Annotated in this window: 11 protein-coding genes; all 11 read right to left on the bottom strand. The window is 63.4% G+C overall.

Annotated features, from left to right (window positions below; translation table 11 throughout):
* Nucleotides 1-171: 171 nt before the first annotated feature.
* A complete protein-coding gene (locus tag AC07PR_RS29235) occupies nt 172-771 on the bottom strand; it encodes a hypothetical protein (RefSeq protein ID WP_495137373.1) in 600 nt (199 codons plus the stop codon).
* The gene (locus AC07PR_RS29230; protein WP_495137372.1) at nt 771-2,336 is read right to left on the bottom strand and encodes a hypothetical protein; all 1,566 of its coding nucleotides are present in this window, start codon (nt 2,334-2,336) and stop codon (nt 771-773) included. The genes AC07PR_RS29235 and AC07PR_RS29230 overlap by 1 nt, the downstream gene beginning before the upstream one ends.
* 112 nt (nt 2,337-2,448) lie before the next feature.
* Nucleotides 2,449-2,994, bottom strand: a complete 546-nt coding sequence (locus AC07PR_RS29225) for a type 4 pilus major pilin (RefSeq protein ID WP_495137371.1) — start codon at nt 2,992-2,994, stop codon at nt 2,449-2,451.
* 36 nt (nt 2,995-3,030) lie between these two features.
* On the bottom strand, nt 3,031-4,200 hold the full coding sequence (locus tag AC07PR_RS29220; protein WP_495137370.1) for a hypothetical protein: 1,170 nt from the start codon (nt 4,198-4,200) through the stop codon (nt 3,031-3,033).
* Between the two features lie 5 nt (nt 4,201-4,205).
* A complete protein-coding gene (locus AC07PR_RS29215; protein ID WP_495137369.1) occupies nt 4,206-5,852 on the bottom strand; it encodes an ATPase, T2SS/T4P/T4SS family in 1,647 nt (548 codons plus the stop codon).
* Complete coding sequence (locus AC07PR_RS29210; RefSeq protein WP_495137368.1) at nt 5,852-6,298, bottom strand: hypothetical protein; 447 nt, start codon at nt 6,296-6,298, stop codon at nt 5,852-5,854. The genes AC07PR_RS29215 and AC07PR_RS29210 overlap by 1 nt, the downstream gene beginning before the upstream one ends.
* On the bottom strand, nt 6,282-7,613 hold the full coding sequence (locus tag AC07PR_RS29205; RefSeq protein ID WP_495137367.1) for a hypothetical protein: 1,332 nt from the start codon (nt 7,611-7,613) through the stop codon (nt 6,282-6,284). Before AC07PR_RS29205 ends, AC07PR_RS29210 begins: the two co-directional genes overlap by 17 nt.
* A 2-nt stretch (nt 7,614-7,615) precedes the next feature.
* Nucleotides 7,616-9,385 carry a hypothetical protein gene (locus AC07PR_RS29200; RefSeq protein ID WP_495137366.1) on the bottom strand — a complete coding sequence of 590 codons (1,770 nt, stop codon included), beginning with the start codon at nt 9,383-9,385 and terminating at the stop codon, nt 7,616-7,618.
* 11 nt (nt 9,386-9,396) lie between these two features.
* Nucleotides 9,397-10,086, bottom strand: coding sequence for a TcpQ domain-containing protein (locus AC07PR_RS29195; RefSeq protein WP_495137365.1), 690 nt, complete (start codon nt 10,084-10,086; stop codon nt 9,397-9,399).
* Between the two features lie 244 nt (nt 10,087-10,330).
* Entirely contained in the window at nt 10,331-11,536 is a 1,206-nt protein-coding gene (locus tag AC07PR_RS29190; protein ID WP_495137364.1) for an LPD7 domain-containing protein, read from the bottom strand.
* Between the two features lie 9 nt (nt 11,537-11,545).
* Nucleotides 11,546-12,244, bottom strand: coding sequence for a hypothetical protein (locus tag AC07PR_RS29185; RefSeq protein WP_495137363.1), 699 nt, complete (start codon nt 12,242-12,244; stop codon nt 11,546-11,548).
* Nucleotides 12,245-12,246 lie beyond the last annotated feature (2 nt).

Raw genomic sequence — 12,246 nt, 5'->3', positions numbered from 1 at the left:
CCCTGCTGGCCCCTGCCGGGACCACGTGGCGACAGCCTGGCGCGATCGCCAGCTGCTCGCCGTCACCATCACGCGCCACGACGTCGACGCTATGGCTAAGAATGCGAAAGGGCCCAAATTGGGCCCCGTTTTTGACCCTAGCGGGTCATAGTCGTGAGTTGCCCGGCTGCGTCACCCACCTCCTCCGTTGTCGCCGTAGAAGTACATCTGCGTGATCTTCCCGTTTGCGCACACGAGCGTGGAGATTGAATAGACATCTCCGCCGAAACCCCCCATTTGGCAGATGGGCAGTCGGGCATAGTTCATGTCGGCTGCCTGTCCGTTCCGGATGGTGAACGGAAGCGTCATTCGACCGCATCTGCCACCGAAGTCGTTGGGAAGACCGGTTGGCATCTGATAGGGCGAACCGCCGAAGGTCGGGAAGTTGACGCTGCCATCGTCGTATGCGAGCCATGCAGCTCCTGGACGCCGCAAGTAATCGAACTGGCTTGGATCGAGTTGCAGTTCATAACCCATGCCGGCCGGGCAGTCGCCCGAGGGCGGCGCCGGCGCTGGTGGCGGTGGCGCGGGTGGAGAAGGCGCAGGCGTCGGTGCCGCGGCGCACGTCGCCACCCCGTTCTTCATTTGCCAATACTTCGGCGCAGGGCATCCGAACCCGTTGCCGCGCTGCAGTTGAGCCGCCGGTCCGCCCGACTGCGCGTTCGCAGGCAGCGGGCAACTCGCCACGAGCGCCGCGAAGGCGCACGCTTCGATCACATGTTTTGATTCCATCAGTTGTAGATCCCGTAGTTGCAGGATGTCGTGGCGTTCCAGCCGAAGTTGTAGGCAGCTCCATCGTGAGCAACCTCCGACGCGTTACCGTTGCTGTCGATGAGGACCGGCCTCACGGACCAGCCAGTGCTGCCATTCCAGACAGGTATTACCGAGAAGCGATTCCGAGGGGGATTCCCTCCGTAGTCGGCTCCCGTCTCCAACGGGCTCAGTTGGATGCTCGGCGTGCCTCCGACGCCGCAAGCTGGCGCCTGGACGAAGCCGGGGCCGTTGGCGGCTGCTGGGGCGGCGTTTGGGTTGCTGGAGAGCCGATCGTTGACCAGGCGGAAGGCGCCGTTGCGGCAGATCAGCAGGCGGCCCGTGACGGGCTCGGCGGCGGACTGGCCAGCCATGGCGCATGTGCTTCCCTCTGCCGCAGTCTGCATGCCTGGACGACGCCAAGCGCCACTTCGGCACACAAGCACTGTCCCGCTTGCGTCCGCGTCCCGGGCGATATCGCCTTCGGCATATCCATTGCACGAGCCGCCGGAGTTCGCCACCACCGCAGTATTCATGACCTGGCCGCTGACGCGGCCTGAGTTCCCGTCGACTACCGCCGTGTTCGTGCCAGCACCGTTGCGCACCATCAGTTGGGCGACGCCACCGTCCATCACCACGCGGTCCAGGCCGCCAGCGTCGGCGACCGTCGCCCATCCGTTCTCGCCCCAGACGCGGAATCTGTCCACGCAAGCGCTGTTGCGGGCAACGATGTTGCCTGCAGAGTTCATGAGCGTCCGTGCACATCCACCTGCAGGTCCGGCGCCGATCTCCCCATTGCCGCGCACTGTGCCGCTGACGCTCAGCGGCGCATTGATCGTGGTGGTGCTGTTCAGCGTCGTGGCCCCGGCCACCGTCAACGGGCCCTGTAGCGACGGGTCGCGCGTGTCGCCTATACGGACGAACTGCGCGAACGCCGCTGAAGCCCCGCCCACCCGCACGATTACAACTCCGGGCGGCGCGCCCGCGATCGGATTCGCTTCCGACCAGGTGAAACCGTAGCCGGTGACCTGACCGGAAGAGCCGGGCAGCGACACGCCGGCATCCGCGCCGAGCTTGGAGAGGATCGGTCCTACCAGCTTGTTATCGGTCGCTCCCACACCGGCGATCGTGTAGGGCGCGTCCGCCCAGATCCGACCCTCAACCGTGCAGTTGACTCCAGAACATCCAGCGGGCGAGCGAACGATCCGCACGCGCAGCTGGGCGCCATTCGAGGGCGACGTCGTGGTAGTCCATCCAGCGGGCACCGTGTTGCCCATGGTCCGGAGCTGGTCGATCGTCACGTCCCAGACCACCATGCCCGCTGAAGCGCCCGGCGTCAGCGTTACGCCGTTGTATGTCACTGCGCCTCCGGCCTGAAAGCTGTTCCACGCGTTGGCGATCAGGACGTTCACTCCATCCTGCAGGGTCTTCAGGACGGTCGCCTCCCCTACTCCCTTGTTGCGCTTGCTCTCCTCGATCCTGGCGTTGACCAGGCCGAGGCCGCCGATCGAAGCGATCACGAGGCCGAGCAACGCAGACACCAGCATGTTCCCGCGTTGACGCTGCTTCCCCACCACTTGTCTCATCCGCCGATTCATTCCAGTCCTTCAAGCAACGGGGCGATGGCCAATCGCCCCTCCCTATGGCCGAGAGGCTCGCTTAGGTGCGGCCCACGGTCCACGCAACGGTCGCAGTGGTGGCCGCCGTGCATTGCGTGGTCAGAGTGCTTGCGCTCACCTGAGATCCGATCGCTTTCACGTCGACACCGCCGACCTGCACCCGCATGGCCATCCCCTGCGTTCCGTTGACCAGCTTCACGCACAGTTCGCGCGGCACGCTTGCGTAGGTGAGCAACGCGGTGCCGGCGACAGTCGTGTTGTTGTCCACGAGCGTGATCGCGCCGCCGTACTTGTTGTTCGCCGCCGTAGTGCTGATGTGCAGCGTCTCAGGGATGATTCGGCCGCTCACTGCCGATGCCGTCGTCAGGCCAGAGTAGTTGTACTGGCCGAAGTTTTCCTTGACGCTGCCGATGATCGAGTTGACCTCGGCAACACTGCCTTGAACGGACGTGGCGCGCTCGCCGTCGCCAAACTGCGTCACGCCAACGGCCAGGCCGATGCCACCGATCACGAGCGCGAGCAGCGCATAGACCAGGGCATTGCCGCGTTGTGCACGGCGAGAGACATTCATCTTCTTACGGGTCATCGCTTCTTTCTCCTTTGCTTGAGGCGATATGGGTGCTTACTTGATGCCGGCGTCGGTGCCGGCCGGTTGCTTCGACTGAAGCTCAGCCGCCTGCTGCTGCTGGTACTGCTGCTGCAGGGACATGATGGTTCCGGAGTCCATTAGGTTGGCGAAGCTACCGGGTACGAAGATCGCGGCTAGGCCCATGAACGTGCAGAGCGTGCCGAGTGCGCCAACCACTGCCACATTCGCGGCTAGCGCCGTCGCGGAGATCTTCTTCTTGACTGTCTCGGCCTCGGCCGTGCCGAGGGTGATGAGGACTTGAGCGAACTCAGCGGAGCGACTCAAGGTCGCCATGCGTGCCAGGAAGCCCGGCGAAAGCAGGCCGCGTGAGAACGCCTCAATGCTCATCGTCGGCTGCGCATCAAGAGAGGCGACTACACGACGAAGCTGCCAGCGCATCCAAGTGCTGGAGTGCTTCGCGATATCCTCCAGCGCCCCGCGCAGAGGCGCCCCGGTGTCCAGGTAGGTCGCCAGCGAAGACATAAGCATTCCCGCCTGGAAGTCCCGGTAGAGCGAGAAGATCGGCAAGCGATCCGCCTTCAGTCGCAGACCACCGGTCCAGCGAGGCAAGGACCAGATGACGACGCCGAGCAGCGCGACGAAAATCGCCAGCGCCCAGGCGCCGTATGCGTAGGTCCATTCGGCAATGACTTTCGCAACGAGGTTCTTGCCAACCCAAAGCGCGTCACGCACGTATGGCGGCGCTTCCTTGTCGATCGCCAAGATGACGCCGGAGAGGACGACGATCAGCCAAGCGCTTATCGCCAGGATTACCAGTGGCATGACTGCTGCGGCGGCGACGATGCTCTGGATATCCATCTGCAGGCGGACGGCAGCGGCCAACTGCTCGAGGGCTCGCGGACGATCTTCCGCCGTGTCCACGGCCCCAAGCATCATGCGATCGCCGGCCGGCATCACACCGCCCAACGTCCAATCACTACGCCCGGCATTTTGGCCAGACTGGTACCGCGCGCTGATGGACCTCAGCGCCCAGGCGCGTGCCTTTAGCCCGAGGGACCACCAGCCACGCCCGAACCGCAGCGCCGTCGCCAGTTCACCCTGCAACCAGCTCATGACCGGCTCCTTGCGCCGGTACATTTCGGCGAAGTCCACATAGAACTGCGCGCGGTTGAAGCTGAATACGATTCGGTGAAGCCAGTTCATCGGGATCATCGGGTCACCCCCCGGTCCAAGAATTCGTAGCGATCGAAGGCCTCGAATTCCTCGCACGCCCTCACGTCGATCTCCCCGCGCAGCGCGCGCAGCAGCGCGTGCTCGAAGGCGGTTTTCCCCGTCATGTCGTCCGAAGCCAGGTCACCATTCGAAAGCGACCGATAGTGGTCGTGCGCCGCGTCGTCGTTGCCGGCGCGCGTGTGGGAGAGCCACTGTCGATCAGGCATGAACATCTCAGCGACGACTACACGTCCGCTGGTGCCCTTCCCGCCGCAGTGCGGGCAATTCCTGTGGGCCCGCACGAAGAACTTGCCCGGGTCCATGTCAAATTTCGCCCGCAGCAGTTGGACCGTCTCCTGCAAATCGCTATCTGTCTCCGCGGCCTTCAAGAGCGGCTCGCGGCAGTGATGGCATAGACGGGGGAGGAGAGCTTGGTAGACGATCAGGTTCAGCACGTTCGGCACGGTCAGCTCGCGGCGTGAGAGGCCCATCTGCTCAAGTCGCATCGCGATGCTGTTGAGGAAATTGGTGTGCAGCGTCCCCATGCCGACGTAGCCACTCAGTCCCAACATCAACCAGAACGTCGCGGTCAGAAGGTCTCGAATTTCTCCGCAGGCCGTCCAGTCGCCGTCGCCTCGCAGCAAGCCGCGGATGGCTTCGCCATAACGCTCGCGTGTGCGCTCGGGGTCCGCCGCATCGCGCAACAACTCGATCTGGTGGGTGTCGGCAATCTCGCGCTCAACCGGGTCCTCAACCGTGTATGCCTCCGTCTCGTCCCGATTCGGACGCGTCTCGATGTACGTCTGCAGAGCGGTGCTCTTGCCGCTGTTGACCGATCCGGTGATGAGCAACAGGCCCTTGCGTCGAGACGCGCGGGACCATAGCTTCTGTTGGCTGTGCGTGTACCCCAGGTCCTTGAAGTTGCCCTGCGTCGCACGCTCGCTCATGCGCTGGATGCGCATGACCACTTTCGGACCGAATCGGCCTGGGATGTTCTGGAAGCGCAGATCGCATTTCGTGCCCTCCGTGTGCTCGATGATGCAATCCGAAAACCGGTCAGCCTGATAATCGGAGCGCGAGTTGCCCAGCGTGGTCGTGTTGAAGCCTGCTGCCACAGCGTCGTGCGCGGTCGCGCGGCCGTACACGCCGCCCCGCGAGTCGTCCAGCGGGCGCATCATGTTGTCGACTCTCACGCGAACTCGCGCTTCGTTGCCGGTGAAGCGAACGTGCAGGTCCGAAGCGCCTTGTTTGATCGCCGTGCTGACCCACCTGCGGAACAGGGCGATTGGCTCACCCTGCCCGAGCACCTGGTTGGCGTTGCCACGGTTTCGCTGCACCTCGGCCATCGTGGCTTCGTTCACATGCAACTCGCCACTCAAGGTGTAGTTGCGCTCCCGCAGCTTTGCCTTGACGGCGCGCACGGCGCCCGCGATGACGATCGGTGTCGCGCCTGTCGTGCTGTGCAACACCAGTATCTGAGCGTTCATTTCGCCCATATCGACAGCGACCACGAACCGCGACTGCTCCGCGTCGAGCTCGATGCAGTCTCCGGAGGCTCTGTGGCCGGTGAGATGGCGTAGGTACTTCGGCACTTGGCCGTAGTCCTCGATAACGACGCCTGGCGCCTGCAGCACCGCGCTCATCACTTACCCAGCCTGAAGATCGAGATCTCAGCCGAGGCCTTCCTGCCCTTGCGAGCCTTGCCAGCCGGCTCCGTCAGCTCAACGCGATCCGCACCCACGAACGACACCGTCTGGCCGGTACGGGGGACTCGGTCGCCGACCTCGAGCATGTACGCCACGCCATCGACTGACACCTCCGCGAACGACCTGGCGCCGACGATGGATGCACCTGCCACCCGCACTTGAGGAGCCGGCGGCCTGGGCTTCATGATGATGGCGACCGGCGCGGGAGCTGAAGCCGCCGGCGCTGCGGGAGCACCGACGTTTCCCCGAGCCTTCGCCATCTCGTCCGCCATAGCTTTGCGCTGGACGGCGCTGTATTCACCGATGCTGATTTCTTGAGCGTGGCTCACAACGCTGAACGTCGCGAGCAGGCTGAGCAGAATCCACTTAGCGCCGCGTGGCATACACGTATCCCTTCAGTTTGAACTTGATTCGATCCTTGGCTTCGCCACCCTGGGCGACGGTGACGTCCATCCCTTCCCAGCCGATCTGCCAAGGCGCGGCAGTAATCGCCTCGGCGATGAAGGGGCCGGGGATGTCGTCAACCACGAGCTCGCCTCGAAGGAGCGCCTCGGGGTGGTCGAAGGTCTCAGGTACGCCCGGCACAGCCGGCCAAAGCGTTGCGGGCTTCAGATCGACCTTGAACTTCGCGGTGCGCCAAACCTGCAGCACACTTCCAATCTGCATGCCCGCCGCCGCAGCGCTCGGCAGGACCTTCTTGACATCGGTCGACAGGGGGCCGCGGGCGAGCTTGATAGGAAATCGCGTGTCCACAGTCTCCAGATCGATCACCTCAGACCCCAACGGCTTGGTCAGCACCTCATCTGCCGGGAGTGCGGCCTTCAGGTCCGCATAGGAACCGCCCTTCCGAAGCCACGTCGCGGCGCAAGCGTCGCCGCTGCACTTGACCGAAGTAAGCAACCAGCCTTTCGCTTCAGTCGGGCGGTCGAAGAGTCGCCTTGCGGCCTGCAGCAGGTCACCTCTGCTGACGGCAGCTGAGCCCCTCTGCGTCGCGAGTGCGGCAAGATACTTCGGCGTGGGATCCTGCTGGCGCGCCTGTTCTTCGGCCAGGCGTGCCCGCTCAAGCTGCTGATGCCGCTCCCAAACGATGTATCCAGCAATGCCTGCCAGTGCCAGCGACAGCAGCACCACGGGCAACACAACATTGGCCGGCGCCTTTCTCAGCCGCGCAGCTGGGGCAGCGCTTGCCAGCCAAGCAAAGCTTGCCTGCTGCGCTCCCGGCAGGTCGACATCGGAATAGACGGGGCGCCCATCGCCAACCAGGCGCGAAGCTTGGGCCGAATCGGTCACCAGATCGTTGGCAGGTACGCCATCGTCCAGGATCACCACGTAGACCTTACTGTCCTTGTCGTCGCCAAAGGCGAGCACGAGCGCAGCGTTCTCCTCGACGTGCCCGACCTTAGCGGCAAAGGCCTGAGCCGCCGAATATGCCCCCTTGGGCATCTTGGCGTTGTCTTCTAGCAGCGCGGAGTACAGCCCAATCGAAGCGTGGCCCGTGACACCGTCAGCGACGACGTAGTGGCTCGCTTGCCCGCTGCCGAGATGTTTGAACGCCTGCTTCGCGGCTACGTCGCGGGCCTTAGCCAAGCCCTTCTCCGTGGCCGCCTTTCTGGAATCAACTTTCAGCGCGAGGGCACGCCAGTCGAGTCCCCCGATCGCGACGCCTGCTGCGTCGCTGCGTAGTTGCATCGGCACCATGGTCAGAGGATGGTCGAGCGCACAAGGATGATGAAGTCCTCGCGCTGGCGCGAGACCTTCTTGCTGCCCCCAGCGAAGAGCGGCACGTCCTTGCCGAGCCGGGCATCGTCGTCCTTGGCGACGATACGGCTCATGCCTGTGATCGCCAGCACCTGACCAGGCTTGAGCGCGATCGTGGCCTGGTCAATGACACTCGCGGTCTTCGGGTTCTGCACGCTGTTCTGGTTCGCGGCGCTTCCGGAGTTGAAGCGCTCGATGTCGACGAGCGAACTGAGGCCGAGACCGAACTTCAGCACGACCACGTTGTTGTCGAGGATGGTTGGCATCGCGAGATAGCGGTCGCCGGTCGTGACCGAAGAGGTCTTGAGCCCGACGGTGCTGCTGCCCCCCAGCGGCGATGCAACCGGCGTCGACTCGCTCACGTAGTTCTCGGTGTTCAGGGACGCCTTACGCGCCCACTGTCGATTGAGCGAGAGCAACGAAACAGGCTTGTGATCGACGGACGTGCCGAACTGCGACAACAGCTTCAACATCGACGAGCTGTCACCGAAGCGCCGCGAAGCGTCGCTCGAGCCAGATCCGAGGATTTGGAACGTCACGCCCCCGGCCGAGGTGCCGAGGACCGATGTCGGGGAAGTCAGATCCAATCCGTAGGTGCCACCGAGTGAGCGGTACAGGACCGTCCAATCGATTCCCTTTTCGTCCGACTCCGAATGCTTGACGCTGTAGATGTCGAACTGGATCTGAGCTTGGCGAAGCATGGAGGCGTTCTCGTCACGCACGAACGCGCGGACACGCTGCATCGTGTCCTTGGTGGTCGTCACGGCCAGGCGTCCGGAGCCTTCCGACTGCGCGGCCGACGATCCCGAGGTGTTCGAAATGATGTGCTGGATCCCCTTGAGGATGCTGCCGACGATGTTGGCCTTGCCACGCTCAGTCACGTCCGCCGCGGCGTTGCTGCTTGAGGTACCGCCGCTGCTGGAGTTCGATCCGCCGGTGGCGGCCTGGTCGGTCGCACTGAGGCCCAGCGAGAAAGTGGTTTCACTGTCGAGCAGGGCGATTTCGAAGAACTCCGTTCTGAAACGCTCGATCACGACCACGCCGTCGCGATACTCCCAGCTCAGTCCCAAGCGATCGGTAACACGATCGAGGAACTGGCCGAGCTGGCCTCTCCACTTCATGTCCATCGCGGTCATCGTGGTGTCGACCGGTACCGGGGCGGTCGCCATCATGGGCGCAGTGCGAAGTTGGCCGTCAAGCGATGGGAGAGGTGCGCCGGTCGGCTGCTGATTCGCCTGTTGCATAGGCGTAGCGTTCGAGGCCCCGCCGGACGTGCCGTTGCCGCCGGCGAGGTACACATCCGACTTGACGCGTACGGGCACGCCGGTCACGGCGGTAATTCGATTGGCGATCGTAGCGAGCGTCACCTTGCCGTTCGTCTGCTGATCCTCGAAGTTGAGAATCGCCGGCTCCGTGAAGACGGACGGCAGGCGCTCGTTGGCGTAGACCGCGACGGAGGTGCCACCGATCCATGGCTTCGTGGCGCGCCGAAGCACCGGCATGCTTGTTTGGGTGCGTGCGCGACCATCAGCGTCCGCCGCGCCACCGACGACGTTCGAGTCGAGCTCCGCACCTAGAGGCTTCGGTGACGCGAGGCCGGTGACGAAGCTTGCGTTGTCCTTGGCGACGTCGACTTGCGAAGTCAGCGCGGGAGACGTGGCACAGCCGCTCAGCACGGCGAGCGACAGCAAAGAGAGCGTGTGGTGTTTCATCGAGGTCGTACTCATTCGGTGGCGATTTCGGGGCACTCGCGCGCCTGTTCACCCCAACGCGTGATGCGCGTCAGCGGGGGTGTGTTTGGATACGTGCACGCTTCCAAGGGGAAGTCGCCGAGGCGAATGCCCGGGCTGCTGAGCGCCTTCTGCACCGCCTGTTCGAAGGAACCCTTGATCTCATCCGGCGCGTCGATGAGGATTTGTTTCTTGGCGTCCCAGCGAATTCGCACGCCTGCTTCTTCTGCCCACCGCTCAAACGTGCGCTGCAAGGTGATGTCTTGCACACGGACCGACCAGGTCTTTTGCGGCTCAGGAGCGCTTGCGGCGACTGCCTGGGGGGACGCGGCTGCGGCAGTCGCAGGCGCTGTGATGGCACCAGGAGCGACGACGGCCGGCGCCAGCGCCTGCGCCGTGGGCTGGACGACGGGCAGGCTTTGCACCGGGGCAAGAACTGCCGGGGTGGCTTGGACATCGGATCGTTTGCCCTCGATCGCAACAGCCGTCGCGATCGAGCGCTGTTCCAGCTGCCTGAGGCGTTCCTGCGCCTTCGCGAGGTCTGCGCGGAGTGCCAAGACGGCTGCCGTCTCAGGCGCGTTGACCGGGCGACGATAGAGCCCGTCGACCGTGGGCGGTTGCGGGATGGTGGTGGTGCAGGCGCTGAGGCCGAGCACCAAAGCGAATAGAACGACGTTGCGCATTTTGGCGACCCATTATTGCCATTTTGGACATACTAAGTATATGGCGTGGCCGACCATTACTATGCACTTTGGGAGCCAAAGTTGCAGCTTGGGGCGCGCCAGAAGGGCGAAAATGTGACGGAATGCCGCGTTCACGGGCGAGGAACGGCAATAAAAAAAGCAAGTCCTTATAAAACAAGGACTTGCTTCGGTTTCAAGACAGATTCAGCGCACGCCGTGAGGCATCATGCGCGCCCAAAATACCTCATCGTGAGCGGTCAGACCGCGAGGGCTCACGCTCCGTGGTCTTGGCCCTCCCAACGGTGGGTGTCTTGCTCTTAGCGCTGGGGTCGAAGACAGCCACCTCGGGAACGCGTCCTGCAGCCTGGAGCTGAGCGAGGCGTTGCGAGATGCCAGCCATCACCTGATCGCGCAGCCGCGGATCAACGATCTTCTCGCTTATCACTGCGCTCGCCACCTTCTCCACGACCTTCGCGTCGACACCTAGACGGTGGTCCTTCGCCGATGCGCGCTCGGGCTCGATCGTGTTCTGGTGCCGCTCTGCGCGGCGCTCATTCAGCTCGAGCAGATCCTTCTCCGAAGGCTTGAAACCGCGGACCTGTATGTTGCGAAGGCTGGCCTCCATCCACACTTCGCGCTGAAAGGTGGGATGACCGGCGACCTTGATGCTGTCCCAGCCCTTGGCCTCGGCCATCGTCACCATCCCCTGCACGATCTTGCTGTCGTTCAGGTCCGTGGCCACCTTCGCGCCAAGGTCGGCGAAGGCGACCCGACCAGGCCTTCCTTTCAACTTGTAGTCGCCACCCGAAACGTCGTACTCGGCACGCAGACGCCCGCGGGCAAGCCGTTGCGCCTCGGTGAGGTCCTCCGCGAGGTGGCTCGCAAGTTCGGTATGCTCGCCGGCGACTTGAGCCGAGGTCGCAGACCTTTCCGTCACCTCACTCTGATTGCCGGCGAGCTCAGGCACCTTCGGCGATTCGGACCTCGCGACGTCTCCGTCGCGAACCACACCAGAAGGATTCGAGCCCAGCTCGACCTGAGCTGCCCGAATGGCGGCTGCACGAGCGATCACGTCAGCGGTCTGGATCACCTCAAGTCGTTCCGACTGCTCGATGATGTTTTCCCACGTGTCGAGCGCCGGATAGTTCGGCTCTATGCCTGAGAACTCCCACGGCGCGCGGTGCGGCTTCAGATCCTTCGGTGGGAACTCGGCTTCCTCATCGGGGGTATTGACGACTATCTGTGCGTTCTCCAACCCCAGCAGCTTTTCCAGACCCTTCGCGTCCAGCTCAGGAACCGTGTGGAGATTCGCTCGGCCATCCAGCGTCAGGAAGTTGACCTGGTAACGAGCCTCGTTGTCGACATACATGCGCTGGACGTGGAGACCGCCCACCGGTTCGCCGTCCAAGGAGAATTCTGCCGGAGTCGTGGTTGCAGATCGTTCGCTCATGATTTCTCCTCAACGCTCGCGTTCGCGATGCTCGCGGTTTTGCTGCTTCGACTTCTCAGCGGACTTTGTCGGGCGCGACTGCGATTTGGCAGGCTCCACGCCTGGCGCCTGACCGGCTTGCTCGACGCTCTGACCCTTCGCCATCTGCTTCATGTGTTTCAGGAAGGCAGTGCGCTGGCCAGCGTTCTTGATGTTCGCAAGCGCGTATTCCTGCGCCTGCTTGAGAAGGGCCTCGGGGGAAAGCTCTTGGGCTCGAGCTGGAGCGGCAATTTCGCGCTCCGGACGCTTCCATGGATATGCCTTCCCCTTATCGCCTGTGTAATGGACCTGCACGTCGAAGCCATTCAACTGCTTCTTCGAATCCTGCAGTTGGAGATTTGCGCCTTGCAGCGCAATGCTCTCCTTAGGATGCACGACCGCGAAATTGCGATCCTTGCCCACCGCTTGGACCAGGTATTTGTCGTTGTTGAGCAGCACAGGACCGTAGTAGCTCCCGTTCTCTTTCGCGGTGGAAATGCCACCTCTCACAGGATTGCCCGCTTTATCCATCAGCGGATTGCCGTCGGCATCGCGCGGCGACAACTTGTTGACCGCATACTCCCTGATTTCCGCAGGGACCGCTGCGATGTCGAGGATAAATCTACCCGCAGCCTTCCCGGCTGGAGCAGGCGAGGACTTACCCGAACCGGGTTCGCTCTTCTCGTCCATAG

This window comes from Roseateles sp. GW821-FHT09H11 (assembly GCF_059415845.1).
Note: the sequence above shows the minus strand (reverse complement) of the source record. Positions and strands in the feature narration are given on the sequence as shown.